An 18624-nucleotide genomic window follows, 5' to 3' on the forward strand; every position below is an offset into this window, starting at 1 on the left:
TGCCGGCGGGAGATCCGCCCCACGGGCCGTGCTGTGGCGCCACGCTACCGTCGCGGCTCTGCGCCTGCGCGAAAAGGGGTGACCCTATGCGCCGGCCCCGCGGACCGGTAGGTCCACGGGGCCGGCGTCGCCCGGGTGCGGGCTATCGCCAGATGATGTCCGACGTGGAGTAGAGGCAGTTGGTGCCGTCGGCGCCCTCACCGATCTCGGTCGGCTCGCTGCCCTTCGGCACGCCCCTGTACTTCACGCAGATCCGGGTCGTGCGGTTCGGGTCGTTGAGGATGGTGATCCGGCTGAACCGGGCGGTGTCACCCCAGTTGGTGTTGATGCCGGCCAGCATCTTCGTCGAGGTCGCGGTGACGTTGTCCATCACCACGTGCCGCTGGTACGACGTGGAGCAGTTGCCGCACGCCCGGTAGAGCTTGCCGGAGCTCTCCACCCGGAAGTTGCGGATGTACACGGTGCCCCCGCCGTTGTGCTGGAACACCTTGTCGCTGGCGGAGCGCGCCCCGCCACCGTCCACGGTGTAGGTGGTGCCGCCCCGGAAGGTCGCGGCGTCCTCGCCGACGTCCTCCCACCAGACGTTGACCAGCGTGCAGTTGCCCTCGCAGTGCACGCCGTCGCCGGCCGGGGCGCCGATGATGACGTTGCGCAGGGTGGCTCCGGGGGCGAGCAGGAACATCGGGTCCTGGCTCTCGCCCTGCCCGCCGTCGCCGATGCCGTAGTACCGCTTGAGCCCGCCGTCCAGGCTGACCGGGACGTCGATGGTGGCGTCGACCTTGTAGTTGCCCGTCGGCGTGGGCCAGTTCGCCGGCGGGTTGGTCGGCGGGGGTGTGGTGGGCGGCGGCGTGGTCGGCGGGGCGGTGGTCGACGGCGGTGTGGTCGGGGTGGTCCCGCCGGAGGAGTCGACCGCGACGTCGTCGAAGCTGCCGCTGGCGTACGAGGTGACCAGCCCGATCCGGCCGGCGGAGGCCAGGGCACTGGTGCCGGAGCCGACCTGGGTGCCGTTGACGAAGCCTCGGATGGTGTTGCCGGCGGTCTCGATGCGTAGCGTGTACCAGCTGCCGGCGGCGGCCCCCACGGATGCCGAGCCGAGCGAGGTGATCTGGCTGCCGTTGACCGCCTGCAACTCGGCCCGGCCGGAGCCGAGCAGGGCCAGCCGGTACATCTTCGTGCTGCTGGCCGAACGGGCGGCCAGGCCCACCAGGCTGCTCGACGAGCCGAAGGACAGCGGCTTGACCCGCGCCTGGACCTGATAGTCGGTCCAGCTCGTCTGGCCGGCGAACTGCCGGGTCAGTTCGCTGCCCGCGTTGGACTGCTGGAACACGCCGGAGGTGTCGGTGACCACCGACCAGGTGCCGCCGGACTTCGACCAGCCGCTGGCGTCGCCGTCGTTGAAGTCGTCCGAGAAGACGGTGGCGGCGGAGGCCGCCGAGCCCAGGCCGGCGGCCAGCACGGCGGCGGTCGCCCCGGCGGTGAAGGCCGCCGCCAGGGCCCGTCGGTGAGTGCGTCTCAGTTGCACGATCTTTCTCCTTCGAGGGGGTGGTGTGGCGGTCCGCGGTCCGGTGGCCCGATGGGAGGGCCGGGACGGTACGTGCTGTGACCGGGACCGGTGCCCGCCGGCCCGCGTGCCGGAGGCCCGGACTCCGGCGAGGCTCGACGGGGAGGTCAGATGCCCTGGAAAGCGCTTCCCCGTGCTGTTTCAGACTATGGTTCGGCGAAGATGGCGGTCAATGCCACGGCATGTGCAGGTCTGTTGCAGCCGTGGGTTCTACAGGGGCAGTCGGTCCGCGCCGGCCAGCACGCCCACGACCGCCGGCACGGCGGGCGCCGGCAGCACGGGGCCGCGTCGCAGGGTCGGCGTCCAGCCGGCGTCCGGGGCCAGGTCCGGCTCGTGTGCCCCGTTGTACGCGGCCACCAGGTCGACAGGGCGGGCCCGGTCCCCGGCGGCGCGGACCCAGTTGCCCCGGGTGGTGACGGCGGTGCCGCCCCAGTCGTACAGCAGGTCGCCGGCCGCGACACCGGCCCCGAGGCTGAAGAAGTTGTTCTCGGCGACCACGGCGGACTGCACCCCGACGCCGATCGCGTACTCGAAACCGTCGCCGGCCAGCCGGTAGTGGTTGTTCCAGACGTCGACCTGGCCGAACCGCACCCGGGGCAGCCGCTGGAGCACCCCGTCGAAGAGGTTGTGGTGCAGGCTGACCTTCAGCCGCCCGACGTCCGGGGCGACGGTGTTGGACGAGCCGATCAGCATGACCTTGTCCCGCCCGACGAACCGGTTGTACGAGACAGTCACCAGGCTCGCGGTGTGCGTGACGTCCACCGACCCGTCGTGCACCTGGTACGGCCGACCGAAACGCACCGGCTGGCCGCTGTCCGGGTTGTCGCCGTCGGTGAACGTGTTGTGGTCGATCCAGACGTGCTCGCTGCGGCGCACCGAGACCTGGTCGTACTGGGAGTTCCAGTTTCCGGCGTCGCCGTCGGTGGGGGACCAGGCGGGGAAGCAGTCCCGGGCATCGTCGAAGGTCAGGTTCCGCACGATCGTGTTGTGCGCCCCGTCGAGCATCAGCGTCAGGCCGGTCAGTCGGGCGCCGCGCAGCCCGACGACGGTGGTGTTGGGGCCGACGTTGATCTGGGTCTGCCGGGTCTGGTTCGCGACGGACCGCACCCGCGCCGCCTCCAGTGGCCCGCTCGGTGCCACCCGACCCCATACCGCCGGGTCGTACGCCGCGAGGTACGCCGGCAGCGAGTACGCCGGGTCGGCGAGGTCGACGCAGTCGAGCAGTGCCCCGTCAGGCCCCTCGAACCCGTCCACCACGCCCCGGACGTAGATGATCTTCGGCGTGGCGTTGCCCCGGTTGGTGGCGTTGTCGCCGCCGAGGGCCGCGACCAGCTCGGCCCGGCTGGAGACCACGTGCACCTGCTCCGCCGTCGCGCCACCGGTGGTGCCGGTCCCCTCAGCCGCCCAACCGTCCCCGGCCGGCAGCGCCTGCCGGCCGAGGTGCCGGGCGGCCGGGGAGAGCCCGCCGCCGGTGGCGGTCATGCCGTCGTCCGGAGCCGGAGCCGCCGTGCCGTCCGGAGCCGGAGCCGGAGCCGGAGGGGCCGCGCTGTCGGGAGCCGGGGCTGCCGTAACGCTTCCGGGGGCCGCCGCGAGCGTGACGGCGATGATCGCCGCGCCCACTGTCTGCTTCCACATCTGTCGGACCGCCTGTTCGTCGCCTTTTCGATATCAGGCAACGGTAGGTTTCACAATTTATGTGAGTCAATGACCAGCGTGTGCAGAAATGTTGTAACTGATTTAGGTATGCCGATATTGTCCCGACCGCCTCGGTCGGGTTGGTTGCACTATGTCCGGTATGGACCCGCGTCAGACGGGCGGTTGAGTTGTAGTGCGTTGCGGTTCGTCCCCTCCGGTCAGGTCCGTCCGGTGCGGCGGCACCGCCCACGGCACCGCCAGCTCCGACAGCAGCGCCCCCTCGTCGGCCGACCGGCGCAGCAGCCGGTTGATCCCGCGCACGGTCAACACCCGGCCCGGGCCGTCGCCGGCGACGGTGACGAGATCGCCGCCCAGCGGCGTCGGCTCGGGTGCGGCGGTGACCGCCTCCATCACCGCGGTGAACCCGGCGGTCCGCGCCAGCGGCGCGATCAGCGGCACCGCACGGTCGGCCCGGTGGTCGAGGAGATTCTCCAGCAGCCCGCGCCGGCCCGGGACCTCGCGCGGGCCGGCGTCGCCGGGCAGCAGCAGGCGGTCGGTCGGGTACTCCAGCACGGCCCGGCCGGCGGTGCCGGTCACGAGCACCTCCCCGGCGACGAAGTCCTCCCCGGCCAGGGTCACCGCCGCCACGATCGGCGGTCCCGAGCGGGACAGCACCCGCAGGGTGGCCGTGTCGTCCACTTCGATCGGGCGGACCCGGTAGCGCTCCACCTCGATCCGCGCGGGTTCCACCGGCCCGTTCCCGGCGGCCTCGGCGACCGCCAGGCACTGCATGACCGCGTGCGCCAGCGGGTTGGCGAGGGCACCGTCCAGCACCGCCCGGCCGTGCAGCGTCCGCCGCCCGGCCCACGGTGCCCGCGCGTAGTAGGCGTCGGGGCGCTGCCAGGCCGCCACCGTCGCGATGCCGGTGACGGTCCCGAGCCGCCCGGCCCGGACCGCCTCGGCCAGCTCCGTCAGCGCCGCCGAACCGAGCGCCTGGAAGCCCACCTGGCACGCCCGGCCCGTCGCCGCCAGGGCGGCGGCGAGTTCCCGATGCTCGGCGGTGGACAACACCGGTGGCTTCTCCAGCAGCAGGTCGGCGCCCGCGGCGAGCACGTCCAGGGCGATCGGCAGGTGGGTGTGCGGCGGGGTGCAGACCACCACCACGTCCGGCCGGGCCGTCCGCAGCATCTCCCGGTGGTCGGTGCAGACCAGAGTGCCGTCCGGCACCGGAGCCGCCGGGTCGTCCTCGATCGGGCGTACGTCGACCAGGGCGACCAGCCGCAGCCGCCCGGCGGCGTGCAGCGGGGCGACGACCCGCCGGTGCGAGCGTCCGTGCCCGTTCGCCCCGACGACGGCGACCCGGGGCGCGGCGGTCGGGGGCGACCCGGTGCGGGCCCGTGGGTGGGCCGGCCGCACCGGCGATCCGTCCCGGCCCGCCGGTGCGGCCGTCACCGGGCACCCGCCAGCGTCGCGGCCACCCCGTGCCGTTGCAGGGCGGTCAACCACCCGGTCACCTCGGCGCGCACGTCGTCGTCCTCGGCCACCTGGGCGGGGAAGACCGCGCGCAGCGCGAACACCGCGTCGACCGCCCCCGCCGGGGTCCGGGGGCCGGCGGCGAGCGCCGCGCGGATCTCCTCGGCGAGCGGATCAGCCAACGGCAGCAGGCGGCCGTCGTCGGCGTGGCCCTGGGCGAAACGCAGCCAGGCGGCCACCACCAGTGTGGCCCAGTGCGCCGACCGCCCGCCGGCCCGCAGGTCGGCGATGGTGTGCAGGACCCGCTGCGGCAGCTTCTGCGAGCCGTCCATGGCCACCTGGAGGGTGCGGTGGTGGATCGACGGGTTGGCGAACCTCGCCAGCACCTCGTCGCCGTACGCGACGACCGAGACGCCCTCGGGTGGGTCGAAGCTGGCCGCCACGTCCTCGGCGACCAGCTGCCGCAGCACCGTGGTCAGGTGCGGCAGCGCCAGCGCGTCGGCGACGGTCTCCCGGCCGGCCAGCGCGCCCAGGTAGGCGGCGGCCGAGTGCACGCCGTTGAGGGCGCGCAGCTTCAGCCGCTCCCAGGGCCCCGCGTCGGTGGTGAGCACCGCGCCGGCCCGCTCCCAGGCCGGCCGCCCGCCCGGGAAGTCGTCCTCGATGACCCACTGTCGGTACGGCTCGGCCACCACCGCCGCCAGGTCGGCCACCCCCAGCGCCCGCTCGGCGTCGGCGAGGGTCCGTGCCGTGCTGGCCGGCACGATCCGGTCCACCATGGTGCCCGGGAAGCTGACGTGGTCGCGTACCCACCCGGCCAGCGGCTCCGGCACCCCCGCGTACGCCACCGACTGCTCGACCAGGCCGCGCAACCGGCGGCCGTTGGCGGGCAGGTTGTCGCAGCTGACCAGCGCCAGCGGCGGGCCCTGCGCGGCGGCGCGGGCGAGCAGCCCGCGCAGCAGCAGGCCCGGGACGGTGACCGGCACCCGGTCGGTACGCAGATCGGCGGCGACCTCCGGGTCCGGCCGCAGCAGCCCGGTCACCGGGTCGAGCTGGTACGCCTTCTCCGTGACGGTGAGGGTGACCACCCGGATCCCCGGGTCGGCCAGCAGCGCCACCACGGCGGCGGGGTCACCCGCGGCGTGTCGCGTTCCCGCCAGCGCGCCGACCACCCGGGTGTGACACCCTTCGGCGCTGGTGGTGGTGACGCTGAACAGGTTGTCCTGCGCGGCCAGCGTCGTCACCACGTCGGGGTTGCGTGGCGCCACGCCGACGATGCCCCAGTCGCCCCCTGCCCGGGCCATCGCCTCCTCGGTGTAGACCGCCTGGTGGGCGCGGTGGAACGCGCCCAACCCGAGGTGCACGATCCCGGCCGGCGCGCTGCCCGGGCGCAGCAGCGGGCGGCTGTCGGTCGGCACCCGGCGCAGCGTGCCGAGCCCGAGCCGGGCGACGCCGACGCTCACCGCCACACCGGCCCGTCCGGGAAGCGGAACCCGGCGACCGACTCCGGCTTCATGGTGGAGCTGTAGCCGGGCGCCGTCGGCAGCAGGTAGCGCCCCTCGCGGGTGCGCACCGGGTCGACGAAGTGCTCGTGCAGGTGGTCCACGTACTCCACCATCCGGCCGTCGAGGCTGGTGCCGACCCGCAGGTAGTCGAAGACCGCCAGGTGCTGGACGTACTCGCACAGGCCCACGCCGCCGGCGTGCGGGCAGATCGGCACCCCGAACTTCGCCGCCATCAGGATCTCGGCGAGGACCTCGTTGACGCCGCCGACCCGGCAGGCGTCGATCTGCATCACGCCGATCGCCTCGGCCTGGAGCAGCTGCTTGAAGATGACCCGGTTGGCGGCCACCTCGCCGGTGGCGACCCGGCACCGGCCGCCGGTCAGCCCGGTGACCGCCCGGGCGATCCGGGCGTGCCCGAGGATGTCGTCGGCGTGCGTCGGCTCCTCGATCCAGTACGGGTCCACCTCGGCCAGGGCGGTCATGTTGGTGATCGCCTCGTCGACGTCCCAGACCTGGTTGGCGTCCATCATCAGCAGCGCGTCCGGCCCGATCTCCGCCCGGATGATCCGGGCCCGCCGCAGGTCGTCGACCGGCAGCCCGCCGACCTTCATCTTCATCGCCCGCCAACCCTCGGCGTACGCCTGCCGGGTCAGCGCCCGGACCTTGTCGTCGGGGTAGCCCAGCCACCCCACGGAGGTGGTGTACGACGGGAACCCGTCGCGCTCCAGCCCGGCGCGGCGCTCGTCCAGCCCGACCAGCCCCTTGTCGAGGATGGCCGCCGCCTCGTGCGGGGTGATGGCGTCGGTGATGTGGTGGAAGTCGATGCTGGCCACCAGCTCCTCGGTGGGCAGCTCGGCGAGCAGCTGCCACATCGGCTTGCCGGCCAGCTTGGCCCGCAGGTCCCAGACCGCGTTGACCAGCGCGCCGGTGGCCATGTGGATGACCCCCTTCTCCGGGCCCAGCCAGCGCAGCTGCACGTCGGCGCTGAGCGAGCGCCAGAACGCCACCGGGTCGGCGAAGATCTCCTCCACGGTCCGGCCCTGCACGTGGTGGGCGAGGGCGCGGATCGCCGCGCAGGTCACCTCGTTGCCCCGACCGTTGGTGAAGGTGAACCCGGCCCCGGTGACGCCGGCGTCGGTGCGTAGCTCGACGTAGCTGGCCGAGTAGTCGCCCCGGTTGATCGCGTCCGAGCCGTCGCCGGCGGCGGCGGTCGGGAACCGTACGTCGTGCACGTCGACGGCGGTGACGGTGACACTCACAGGACCTTCTCTCCGATCTTGAAGACCTTCTTCGGCAGCCGGTACGCCAGGTCGACGATGGTCTCGGCGGCCTCGTCCTCACCGAGCCGGTGCTCGGTGACCAGCCGGGCCAGGTAGCCGGCGTCGACCCGGCGGGCCACGTCGTGGCGTACCGGGATGGAGCAGAACGCGCGGGTGTCGTCGACGAATCCGGCGGTGTTGTAGAAGCCCGCGGACTCGGTGACCGACTCGCGGAAGCGGCGCAGCACCTCCGGCGAGTCCAGGAACCACCAGGGCGCGCCGAGGTACACCGCGGCGTACCCGCCCGCCAGCGGCGCGAGTTCCCGGCTGAAGGTGTACTCGTCGAGGGTGTAGAGCACCACCCGCAGCCGCGGGTCGTTGCCGTACGCGTCCAGCAGCGGGGTCAGCGCGTGCAGGTATTCCGTGGCCTGCGGCAGGTCGCCACCGACGTCGCGGCCGTGTCGCGCGTACAGCCAGCGGTTGTGGTTGCGCACCGCCCCGGGGTGCAGTTGCATGACGAGGCCGTCGTCCAGCGACATCCGGGCGAACTCCAGCAGCATGTGCGCCCGGAACGTCTCCGCGTCGGCCGCGTCGGCGAGCCCCCGCAGCCCCCGGTCGTAGAGCCGCGCCGCCTCGTCCGCGCCCAGCGTCAGGGTGCGCGCGGTCGGGTGGCCGTGGTCGGTCGAGGTGGCGCCGGCCGCGATGAAGACCTCCCGCTGCCGGCGCAGCGCCGCCAGGTAGCCGGCGTACCTGCCGGTGTCCTCGCCGGTGATCTCCCCGAGTCGGGCGACGTTGCCGGCCCAGCCGTCGAATTCCATGTCGGCCACGTTGTCCGGCCGGAACGTGGTGATCACCCGACCGCCCGGCCCGCCCCAGCCGTCGGCTGCGAGCTTGGCGTGCTGCCCGAGGTCGTCCAGGGGCGACTCGGTGGTGGCGAGCACCTCGATGCCGAACCGCTCGAAGAGCGCCCGAGGCCGGAACTCCGGCTCGGCGAGCCGGGCCGCCAGCTCGTCGTAGACGGCGTCGGCGGTGGCCGGCGAGAGCGGGGTGCGCACCCCGAACACCTCGCGGAAGGTCTGCTCCAGCCAGAGCCGCGACGGGGTGCCCCGGAACAGGTGCCAGTGCGCGGCGACGCGTCGCCAGATGGCGCGCCCGTCGGTCTCCGTGTCGCTGCCGTCGACGGTGGGCACGCCCAGGTCGGCCGGGGGTACTCCCTGGCTGAGCAGCATCCGGGTGAGGTAGTGGTCGGGCACGATGAGCAGCCGTGCCGGGTCGGGGAACGGGCGGTCCTCGGCCAGGATCGACGGGTCGACGTGCCCGTGCGGGGAGATGATCGGCTGGGGGGCGGCCAACGCGTACAGCCGTCGGGCCACCGCGCGCTGCGCGGGGTCGGCGGGGAAGAGCAGGTCGGTCGTGGGCACGGATGGGACTCCTCGGAAGGGTTCTCGGCTCAGGGGAGGTCGAGCAGGTCGGCGACCTGGACCGGGGCGCCGGTGGTGAAGGACCGGTTCGCGGCCAGCCCGGTGAGCAGGGCGAGGGCACCGTCGCGGGCGGTCGCCGCCCGTCCCATCGGGTCCGGCTCGCCGCCGATCAGGACCCGGGCCATCCGGGTGTCAGCGCCACCGTGCCCGGAGCGGGTGTGCCCGGACACGGGTACGACCTGCGGCGGCGCCCAGAACGGCCGCAGGGTCAGCGTGGCGTGGCCGGCCTCGGCGGCGGCCTCGTCGCCGTGCAGCGCCGCGCCCTTGAGCGCACCGGCGGACGCCGGGCTGACGTGGTCGCTCTCCACGACCTCCAGCTCCACGCGGCCCCGGCTGCCGTTGACCATCACCCGGTAGCCCTCGTAGGGGGCGTACGCGGTGAGGTGGTAGGTCATCGTCGCGCCGGTGGAGTACCGGGCCAGCACCGCCATGTCGTCCTCGATGTCGACGCCGGGTGCGAAGACGTTGCGGTCGCGCTGGTAGCCGTCCTCGGCCTCCGCGTCGAGGTAGAGCTCGCGCAGTTTCGGGTGCGCGTCGAGGCGCAGCGCGAACGGGTCGTCGCCGGCGGCGGGGGAACCGTGCGCCCGGTCGTAGTCGCGTGCGTGGCCATGCCGGCGACCGGCCTCGCCGTAGAAGAACAGCCGGCCGCTGGCGTACACCTCGACGGGGGTGGCGTCCAACCACCAGTTGACCAGGTCGAAGTGGTGGCCGGCCTTGTGCACCATCAGCCCGCCCGAGTGCGCCTTGTCGCGGTGCCAGCGGCGGAAGTAGTCGGCACCGTGTCGCACGTCGAGCAGCCACTCGAAGTGCACCGAGCCCACCTCGCCGACCGCGCCGTCGGCGAGCAGTTCCCGCAGCTTCTCGTGCAACGGGTTGTAGCGGTAGTTGAACGCCACCCGTACCTGCCGGCCGGTGTCGGCGACCGCGTCGAGGATCTGCCGGCAGCCGGCGGCGTCGACGGTCATCGGCTTCTCGGTGATGACGTCGCAGCCGGCCCGCAGCGCCGTGTCGATGTGCCCGGCGTGGGTGTCGTCCACGCTGGTCACCACCAGCACGTCGACGCGTTCCCCGCCGAGCATGGCGGCCAGGTCGTCGGCCCGGTACGTCGGCACCGGCGGGTGGCCCAGCTCGCCGAGCCAGCGGTTGTGGGCGCCCATCCGGGCCTGGTTGACGTCGGCGAACGCGACGAGTTCGGCGGTGTCGGCGTGGTCGCGCACCAGCGCCCGGACGAACATCTCGGCCCGGGAACCGGTGCCCACGAGGGCGTGACGGACCCGCTGACCGTTGCTGGACGACATGGCGACCGCCTTCCGATTGCTGCAAAGGTTTGCAGCGAAATAACCACGAGCCACGCGGCGCCGTCAACGATCGATGTCAAACCGGCGGCATAGATCCGATTTGATGGGCATTTGAGAGCATGGTGGGAGCGTGGCCGAAACACATCTGTAATCGTCGACCGTTGACACCGGCGCAACCGTTTGCATTAATTGGCGGCACCTGACGTGACGCCAGCCACACTGGACGAAGGGCCCCGCCGTGCCAGCCACCATCCGAGACGTCGCCCGGGCCTCCGGCGTGCACATCTCCACGGTCTCCCGCACGTTCTCGGCCCCGCACCTGGTCAACCCGGACACCCGGGGCCGGGTGCTGGCCTGCGCCGAAGAACTCGGCTACCGGCCCAACCGCGCCGCCCGCGCCCTGATCACCGGCCGTACGCACAACATCGGGCTGATCATCGCGGACATCGCGAACCCGTTCTTCCCGCCGCTGATCAAGGCGGCGGAGAGCCAGGCCCGGCAGCGTGACTACCACGTGTTCGTGGCCGACACCAATGAGGATCCGATCGCCGAGGAAGAGCTGGTCCACGCCCTCGCCAAGCAGGTGGACGGGGTGCTGCTGTGCAGCCCGCGGATGAGCAACAGCATGATCGAGCAGCTCAGCCGCGAGGTGCCGCTGGTGGTGATAAACCGTCAGGTCGCCGGCCTGCCGTGCGTCACCATGGACGTCGGCCAGGGCGCCCGGTCGGCAATCGAGCACCTGCTCGGCCTCGGGCACCGACGGATCGCGCTGCTCAGCGGGCCGCGCGGCTCGTGGACCAGCCGGGAGATCCGCCGGGCGGCCGGCGTGGCGGCGCGGGCCGGCGGCGCCGAGTTCACGGTGCTCGGGCCCAACCAGCCCACCGAGACCGGCGGCGCGGCCCTCGCCGAGCAGGTCCGCCGCAGCGGGACCACGGCGGTCCTCGCCTACAACGACCTGATGGCGATCGGCCTGATCGAGGGGCTCGACGCCCTCGGGTTGCGCGTCCCGCAGGACGTGAGCGTCGTCGGCATCGACGACATCGCCCTCAGCCGGCTCACCCGGCCCAAGTTGACGACGGTGGCCACGCCCAACGCGGCCGCCGGCCGGACGGCCGTCGACATGCTCCTGCAACACGACACCGTCGCCGCCCGCGGATCACGCGGCAGCCGGGGTGTCACGAGCGACGACCGTCGTACCACCGCACAGGTAATGCTCCAGACCGAACTGGTCATCCGCGACTCGACCGCCGCCGCGCCGGCGGACGGTCGGAACCGCCCCGACGCCGAGTCGGCCACCCCGGGCCCGCATCGCCTTGCGGGCCCGGGTCGCCCGACCGCGGCCACCGGTGGCGTGGTCGCCTCCTAACGCCAAGGAGTGAGCGCACATGCACCCCGCAACGCCCCCCACCACTGGCACGTACGCCGTGCCCGTTCACCGTACTCCCGTCCGCCGACGGCGGCTGATCCGCGGCCTGCTCGCCGCGGTCGTCGCCCTGCCCCTGGTCCTCGGTGCCGCCGGCTGCGGCGACGAGGAGACGAGCACCGATCCGAACGCCCCGGTCAAGCTCTCGATCTTCTGGTGGGGCGGTGAGGCCCGGGCGAAGCTGACCGAGGAGGCCCTCGCCCTCTACACGAAGAAGCACCCGAACGTCACCTTCGAGAAGACCTGGCAGGCCAACCAGGGCTACTTCGACAAGCTGGCCACCCTCACCGCCGGTGGCAACCCGCCGGACATCTTCCAGATCGACGACAACTACCTGGCCGAGTACGCGTCCCGCAGCACCACCCTCGACCTGACGTCCTACAAGGACGCAGGCGATCTCGACGTGTCGAAGTTCCCCAAGAGCCTCTGGCAGTACGGCGTGGTCGACGGCAAGCTCGCCGGCGTGGCCGCGGGGGAGAACACCCAGGGCCTGGTCTACAACAAGACGTTGCTCACGAAGAACGGCCTGCCCGAGCCGACCACCGGCATGAGCTGGGAGGAGCACATCGCCTGGGCCGAGCAGGTGGCGAAGAAGACGAAGGTGCCCGGCACCCAGGACCCGAGCGCCGACTACAAGGCGTTCTGGGTGTGGCTGCGCCAGCAGGGCAAGGACCTCTACAAGGGCAAGGAGCTCGGCTTCACCGCCGAGGACGTGACGAAGTGGTTCGACCTGTGGAAGGGCGCCCGGGACCGGGGCGCCACCCCGACCCCCGACATCATCCACGAGGGCAACGCCACCGACATCACCAAGCAGCTCGTGGTCACCGGCAAGGCCGGCACGAGCTGGGTCTGGGTCAACCAGATGCCGGAGCTGAAGAAGAACACCAAGGACGAGTTGGGCGTCATCGCCTACCCCGGTGACCCGAGCGCCCAGTGGGCCCGCGCCTCCATGTACTGGTCCGTCTTCAAGGGCAGCAAGCACAAGGACGTCACGGTCGATGTGATCAACTTTCTGGCCAACGACCCCGAGGCCGTCAAGATCCTCGGCACCGACCGGGGCCTGCCGTCCAACCTGGACCTGCGCCGGGTGGTCAGCGACGACGTGACCGACCCGGCGATGAAGCAGTCGATCCAGGTGGAGTCCGATCTGGCGCAGAAGTTCGGCGAATCGCCGCAGGTGCCGATCAAGGGCCACAGCAAGGTCAAGTCTGAGCTGATCAAGGCCGCCGAGAACGCCCAGTACGGCCGGGTCGCCCCCGCCCAGGCGGCGGAGCAGTTCCTCGCCGCCTGCAAGTCCGCCATCGCCTGACCCTGACGCTAGGAGAGGAACCGGCTCGTGGCCCTGACCACGGCGCCCGGTCCGACCCGACGTACCGGATCCGTCCCGACCCCCGCCGGCAGGCGCGGGGTCGGGCGGGCCCGGCACGGTGACGGTCTGGCCGGCTACGTCTTCCTGTCGCCCTGGCTGCTCGGCCTGCTGGCCGTCACGGCGATACCCATGCTCCTGTCGCTCTACCTGAGCTTCACCAACTACGACATCCTCACCCCCTTCTCCGAGGTGGAGTGGGTCGGCTTCGCCAACTACGAGCGGATGTTCACCGCCGACCCGTCGTACTGGCACTCGGTGCGGGTGACGCTCACCTTCGCGCTGGTCGCCGTACCGCTGAAGCTGGCCGCCGCGCTCGGGGTGGCCCTGCTGCTCAACCGCGCCTGGCGCGGCGTCGGGTTGTTCCGCGGCCTGTTCTACCTGCCGTCGCTGCTCGGCGGCAGCGTCGCGCTGGCCATCGTCTGGGTGAACATGTTCAACCGCGAGGGCGCGTTCAACTCGCTGCTGGCCGTCTTCGGCATCGAGGGCAAGCCGTGGGTCAACGACCCCGACTGGGCGCTGGAGACTCTGATGGTGCTCGCCATCTGGCAGTTCGGCGCGCCCATGGTGATCTTCCTGGCCGGTCTCAAACAGGTGCCCACCGAGCTCTACGAGGCGGCCTCCGTCGACGGCGCCGGCAAGTGGCGGCAGTTCGTCAACATCACCCTGCCGATGCTCTCGCCGGTGATCTTCTTCAACCTGGTGCTGGAGACCATCAACGGCTTCCAGGGCTTCACCGCCGCGTTCGTGCTCAGCAACGGCACCGGCGGCCCGGTCGACTCCACCCTGATGTACACGCTGAACCTCTACATCACCGGGTTCACCGACCTGGAGATGGGCTACGCCTCCGCGATGGCCTGGGTCTTCCTGGCCGCCATCGCGATCATCACAGCGATCTTCTTCAGCACCGGGCGGTTCTGGGTGCACTACTCCGACGGGGAGGACCGGTGACGGCGACGGCAACCCCGGCGACCGGCCGGCGCCGCGTGGGCGGCGGGCAGGCGGTGCGTCTGCTCATCCTGATCGCGATCGTCGCGGTCGTGCTCTACCCGCTCTTCTGGATGATCGGTACGTCCCTGAAGAGCCAGGAAGAGATCGTCAACAACATCGGCCTGCTGCCGAACGAGTTCACTCCCGGCAACTACGTCGACGGGTGGACCAACTTCGACTTCAGCTTCGGTCGGTTCTTCCTCAACAGTGCGATGGTCAGCCTGCTCACCGTGATCGGCAACGGGATCTCCTGCCTGCTCGCCGCGTACGCCTTCGCGCGGCTGCGGTTCCGGCTGCGCGGCGTCTGGTTCGCCGTCATGATCGGGACGCTGCTGCTGCCCGGGCACGTGCTGATCGTGCCGCAGTACATCCTGTTCCGCAGCCTGGGCCTGGTCGGCGGCGAGTGGCCGTACCTGCCGCTGCTGATCCCGCAGTTCCTGGCCACCGAGGCGTTCTTCGTCTTCCTGATGGTGCAGTTCATGCGGGGCATCCCGCGCGAGCTCGACGAGGCCGCCAAGATCGACGGCGCGAACGCCTTCGGCATCTTCCGGCACGTGATCCTGCCGCTGAGCCGACCGGCGCTGGTCACCACGGCGATCTTCTCGTTCATCTGGACCTGGAACGACTTCTTCCGCCAGCTCGTCTTCCTCTCCGACCTGGAGGACTACACCGTGCCGGTGGCGCTGACCCTGTTCATCGACTCGACGAGCCAGAGCGCCGTCGGTCCGATGTTCGCCATGTCGGTGCTGTCGCTGCTGCCGGTGTTCCTGTTCTTCGTGGCCTTCCAGCGGATGCTGGTGGAGGGCATCAACACCAGCGGGCTCAAGGGATGAGGCCGCACCGGGACGACGGGCCGTACGGGGATCACGGGCCACAGCGGGACGACGGGCCGGTCCGCCGTGACTGGCGGGACGTGCTCACCGACGCGACGGACCTGGCCGTGCTCGGCATCGTGCTGACGCTGGCGGCGCTGCCGGTGCTCACCGCGGCGGCGGCCGTCGCCGCCGCCAGCGCGGCGGTGCACGACCGGTACACCGTCGGGTCCTGGCCGTCCGCGCGGGAGAACCTGACCCGGTACGGCCGGGCGTTGCTGCCCGGCGCCGGGGTGAGCGTGCTGGCGGTCGCTGCCCTCGGGCTGCTGGCCGTCGACGTCGCCGCGCTGGCCGGCGGCCGGGTCCCCGGCGGCGCACCGCTGCTGCTGGTGACCGTCGCGGTGACCGCCGCCCTGGCCGGGTACGCCGCGCTGGTGGTGGTGGAGGTCGGTCGCCGGGGTGGGCGCGGCTGGCGGGACGCCGCCCGCGCCGCCGCCGGGGCCTGCCGTACCCACCCGGGCACCTGGGCCGCCGCCGGCGGTGCCGTCACCGTCGCCGCGCTGCTCGCCGTGCTGATCACCCCGGTCGCGTTGCCCATCCTCGCCGGGTACGTGGTCGCCGCCCTGCACGCGGTCGCCCGGCGGGTCGTGTTCACCCCGGTGGGCCAGTCGTGGCCGAGAACTACCAGGAGCTCGACGTGATCGCGGACCGGCAGCCCGGCGTGACCGAGAACGACCGGCAGCTCAGCGTGGACGACGTGCCGGTCGCCCGGTACGTCGTCGACCCGGCGATCGACCCCCGGCACGGGCCCCGCCCGTACCTGCATCCCGTGCGGACCCTCGGCGGGACGGTGGTCACGGACGTGTTCCCGGCCGACCACGTCTGGCACCTCGGCGCCTCCCTGGCCGTGCAGGACGTCGACGGCACCAACCTCTGGGGCGGGCGTACCTACGTCCGCGACGCCGGCTACACCTGGCGCGACGACCACGGCCGGATCGCGCACACCCGGTGGGAGACCCGCGACCCGCAGCGGCTGGCGCACCAACTGGAGTGGCGCGACCGGGCCGGGGCGGTGCTGCTCACCGAGCGGCGCGAGCTGGCCGCGCAGCGGGTCGACGAGCGGGCCTGGGCCCTCGACGTCGGGTACACGCTGACCGCCCCCGCCGACCGGGACGTCGCGCTCGGCAGTCCGGCGACCAATGGGCGCCCGGGCGGCGCCGGCTACGGCGGCTTCTTCTGGCGGGCGGTCAGCACGACGCCCGGGCGGGTGTGCACGGCCACCGCCGAGGGGGAGGAGGCGGTCAACGGCAGCGCCGAACCGTGGCTGGCCTTCAGCGGTACCGGGCCGGACGGGGCCGCGTACACCCTGGTGCTGGTGGGGCTCGCGGAAGGTGACCGGTGGTTCGTGCGGACCGCGATGTACCCGGGGATCTGCGTGGCGTTCGCGTTCGACCGACCCAGGGTGATCGCCGCGGGTGCGAGCCGAGCCGGCCGGCACCGGGTGGTCGTCGCCGACGGCACGCTCGACCGGGCGGTGGCCGACGCGTTGGCCACCGGCGAGCCGGTGTGACGCGAGCCGGCACACCCCGGATTTGACGATCTTGCCGCGCGGGCGTAACTTTCTCTCTGCCAGCGCGGAACGGACGAACAGGGCGAAAGCCCTGGTCAGGCCGGAGCGTGGTGTGACCGTCGGTCCGGGTGGGTTCGCCTGTCTGGGCCGGTACGGGCGGTGCCCCCGGATTCGTCGCGAGGCGGATTTGGCGCGGCGGAACCGACCGGGTAAGGTTCACGACCGGCAGGAAACCGGGCGAGCTCGCGGGAAACCGTAGAGCGGCCGGTCTGCCGAACTTCCCGAAAATCGTCGGCGAGAGTCGGCGTTCGAGGGGTGCCTGGAAATAGGGTTGAAGTGGTGCGGATCGCTACAGAGCGGTTTGACTCGGCGGAAATCACCGGGTAGCGTAGTAAAAGTGCCCGGCGCGAGAGCGGCGGGGATGTGAGGGAAATGCCCCGGGTCGGGTGCTCCACGGTGTGGGGTTTCTGGGCGGTGTGTGGTTGTTCTTTGAGAACTCAACAGGGTGCTTGATAAGCCAGTGCCAAAATGATTTATACCCCGGGATTGGTCAGGCTTCGGTTTGGCTGGTCTTGGATTCCTTTGGCAACATTTGTTTGTTGCCGGGACAGTTTTTCAACAAGTTTTTGTTGGAGAGTTTGATCCTGGCTCAGGACGAACGCTGGCGGCGTGCTTAACACATGCAAGTCGAGCGGAAAGGCCCTTCGGGGTACTCGAGCGGCGAACGGGTGAGTAACACGTGAGCAACCTGCCCTAGGCTTTGGGATAACCCTCGGAAACGGGGGCTAATACCGAATATGACCTTATACCGCATGGTGTTTGGTGGAAAGTTTTTCGGCCTGGGATGGGCTCGCGGCCTATCAGCTTGTTGGTGGGGTGATGGCCTACCAAGGCGACGACGGGTAGCCGGCCTGAGAGGGCGACCGGCCACACTGGGACTGAGACACGGCCCAGACTCCTACGGGAGGCAGCAGTGGGGAATATTGCACAATGGGCGGAAGCCTGATGCAGCGACGCCGCGTGAGGGATGACGGCCTTCGGGTTGTAAACCTCTTTCAGCAGGGACGAAGCGTAAGTGACGGTACCTGCAGAAGAAGCACCGGCCAACTACGTGCCAGCAGCCGCGGTAAGACGTAGGGTGCGAGCGTTGTCCGGATTTATTGGGCGTAAAGAGCTCGTAGGCGGCTTGTCGCGTCGACTGTGAAAACCCGCAGCTCAACTGCGGGCCTGCAGTCGATACGGGCAGGCTAGAGTTCGGTAGGGGAGACTGGAATTCCTGGTGTAGCGGTGAAATGCGCAGATATCAGGAGGAACACCGGTGGCGAAGGCGGGTCTCTGGGCCGAAACTGACGCTGAGGAGCGAAAGCGTGGGGAGCGAACAGGATTAGATACCCTGGTAGTCCACGCTGTAAACGTTGGGCGCTAGGTGTGGGGGGCCTCTCCGGTTCCCTGTGCCGCAGCTAACGCATTAAGCGCCCCGCCTGGGGAGTACGGCCGCAAGGCTAAAACTCAAAGGAATTGACGGGGGCCCGCACAAGCGGCGGAGCATGCGGATTAATTCGATGCAACGCGAAGAACCTTACCTGGGTTTGACATGGCCGCAAAACTCGCAGAGATGTGAGGTCCTTCGGGGGCGGTCACAGGTGGTGCATGGCTGTCGTCAGCTCGTGTCGTGAGATGTTGGGTTAAGTCCCGCAACGAGCGCAACCCTCGTTCGATGTTGCCAGCGCGTTATGGCGGGGACTCATCGAAGACTGCCGGGGTCAACTCGGAGGAAGGTGGGGATGACGTCAAGTCATCATGCCCCTTATGTCCAGGGCTTCACGCATGCTACAATGGCCGGTACAATGGGCTGCGATACCGTGAGGTGGAGCGAATCCCAAAAAGCCGGTCTCAGTTCGGATCGGGGTCTGCAACTCGACCCCGTGAAGTCGGAGTCGCTAGTAATCGCAGATCAGCAACGCTGCGGTGAATACGTTCCCGGGCCTTGTACACACCGCCCGTCACGTCACGAAAGTCGGCAACACCCGAAGCCGGTGGCCCAACCCGTAAGGGAGGGAGCCGTCGAAGGTGGGGCTGGCGATTGGGACGAAGTCGTAACAAGGTAGCCGTACCGGAAGGTGCGGCTGGATCACCTCCTTTCTAAGGAGCACCTTCCGACGAAAGTCGGTAAGGAGCCCGCACTGCCCGCATGTGGTGGTGGGGTGCTCGATGGCGGAGACACTGGCGAGTTTTTCTTCGGCAACGGCCGGGG

Annotated in this window: 13 protein-coding genes and 1 rRNA gene; 7 read left to right on the forward strand and 7 right to left on the reverse strand. The window is 70.9% G+C overall.

Annotated features, from left to right (window positions below):
• Positions 1 to 142: 142 nt before the first annotated feature.
• The 7 genes from GA0070608_RS22235 to GA0070608_RS22265 all read right to left on the reverse strand — a co-directional run bounded on the left by GA0070608_RS22235 (position 143) and on the right by GA0070608_RS22265 (position 10209).
• Complete coding sequence (locus tag GA0070608_RS22235) at positions 143 to 1522, reverse strand: pectate lyase (RefSeq protein WP_245715884.1); 1380 nt, start codon at positions 1520 to 1522, stop codon at positions 143 to 145.
• Between the two features lie 249 nt (positions 1523 to 1771).
• Positions 1772 to 3043, reverse strand: coding sequence for a pectate lyase family protein (locus GA0070608_RS22240; protein WP_425413256.1), 1272 nt, complete (start codon positions 3041 to 3043; stop codon positions 1772 to 1774).
• 324 nt (positions 3044 to 3367) lie between these two features.
• Positions 3368 to 4612 carry a Gfo/Idh/MocA family protein gene (locus GA0070608_RS22245; protein ID WP_091630462.1) on the reverse strand — a complete coding sequence of 415 codons (1245 nt, stop codon included), beginning with the start codon at positions 4610 to 4612 and terminating at the stop codon, positions 3368 to 3370.
• A gap of 32 nt (positions 4613 to 4644) precedes the next feature.
• Complete coding sequence (locus tag GA0070608_RS22250) at positions 4645 to 6135, reverse strand: mannitol dehydrogenase family protein (protein WP_176733801.1); 1491 nt, start codon at positions 6133 to 6135, stop codon at positions 4645 to 4647.
• On the reverse strand, positions 6126 to 7430 hold the full coding sequence (locus GA0070608_RS22255) for an enolase C-terminal domain-like protein (RefSeq protein ID WP_091630463.1): 1305 nt from the start codon (positions 7428 to 7430) through the stop codon (positions 6126 to 6128). The genes GA0070608_RS22250 and GA0070608_RS22255 overlap by 10 nt, the downstream gene beginning before the upstream one ends.
• The gene (uxaC, locus tag GA0070608_RS22260; protein ID WP_176733802.1) at positions 7427 to 8851 is read right to left on the reverse strand and encodes a glucuronate isomerase; all 1425 of its coding nucleotides are present in this window, start codon (positions 8849 to 8851) and stop codon (positions 7427 to 7429) included. The genes GA0070608_RS22255 and uxaC overlap by 4 nt, the downstream gene beginning before the upstream one ends.
• Positions 8852 to 8880: 29 nt before the next feature.
• On the reverse strand, positions 8881 to 10209 hold the full coding sequence (locus tag GA0070608_RS22265; protein WP_091630465.1) for a Gfo/Idh/MocA family protein: 1329 nt from the start codon (positions 10207 to 10209) through the stop codon (positions 8881 to 8883).
• A gap of 238 nt (positions 10210 to 10447) precedes the next feature.
• On the opposite strand from GA0070608_RS22265, the gene GA0070608_RS22270 reads away from it, so the two are divergent.
• The 7 genes from GA0070608_RS22270 to GA0070608_RS22300 all read left to right on the forward strand — a co-directional run bounded on the left by GA0070608_RS22270 (position 10448) and on the right by GA0070608_RS22300 (position 18512).
• Positions 10448 to 11575 carry a LacI family DNA-binding transcriptional regulator gene (locus GA0070608_RS22270; RefSeq protein WP_091630466.1) on the forward strand — a complete coding sequence of 376 codons (1128 nt, stop codon included), beginning with the start codon at positions 10448 to 10450 and terminating at the stop codon, positions 11573 to 11575.
• Between the two features lie 19 nt (positions 11576 to 11594).
• Positions 11595 to 12941, forward strand: a complete 1347-nt coding sequence (locus GA0070608_RS22275) for an ABC transporter substrate-binding protein (protein ID WP_091630467.1) — start codon at positions 11595 to 11597, stop codon at positions 12939 to 12941.
• A 27-nt stretch (positions 12942 to 12968) separates the two neighbouring features.
• Positions 12969 to 13949, forward strand: a complete 981-nt coding sequence (locus GA0070608_RS22280) for a carbohydrate ABC transporter permease (RefSeq protein WP_091630468.1) — start codon at positions 12969 to 12971, stop codon at positions 13947 to 13949.
• Positions 13950 to 14059: 110 nt separating this feature from the next.
• Positions 14060 to 14821 carry a carbohydrate ABC transporter permease gene (locus tag GA0070608_RS22285; RefSeq protein ID WP_091635816.1) on the forward strand — a complete coding sequence of 254 codons (762 nt, stop codon included), beginning with the start codon at positions 14060 to 14062 and terminating at the stop codon, positions 14819 to 14821.
• A complete protein-coding gene (locus GA0070608_RS22290) occupies positions 14818 to 15501 on the forward strand; it encodes a hypothetical protein (protein ID WP_091630469.1) in 684 nt (227 codons plus the stop codon). Before GA0070608_RS22285 ends, GA0070608_RS22290 begins: the two co-directional genes overlap by 4 nt.
• The gene (locus GA0070608_RS22295; protein WP_342672638.1) at positions 15471 to 16370 is read left to right on the forward strand and encodes a DUF6807 domain-containing protein; all 900 of its coding nucleotides are present in this window, start codon (positions 15471 to 15473) and stop codon (positions 16368 to 16370) included. Before GA0070608_RS22290 ends, GA0070608_RS22295 begins: the two co-directional genes overlap by 31 nt.
• A gap of 626 nt (positions 16371 to 16996) precedes the next feature.
• Positions 16997 to 18512 (forward strand): 16S ribosomal RNA (locus GA0070608_RS22300).
• Positions 18513 to 18624 lie beyond the last annotated feature (112 nt).

Source organism: Micromonospora peucetia, assembly GCF_900091625.1.
Lineage (GTDB): Bacteria > Actinomycetota > Actinomycetes > Mycobacteriales > Micromonosporaceae > Micromonospora > Micromonospora peucetia.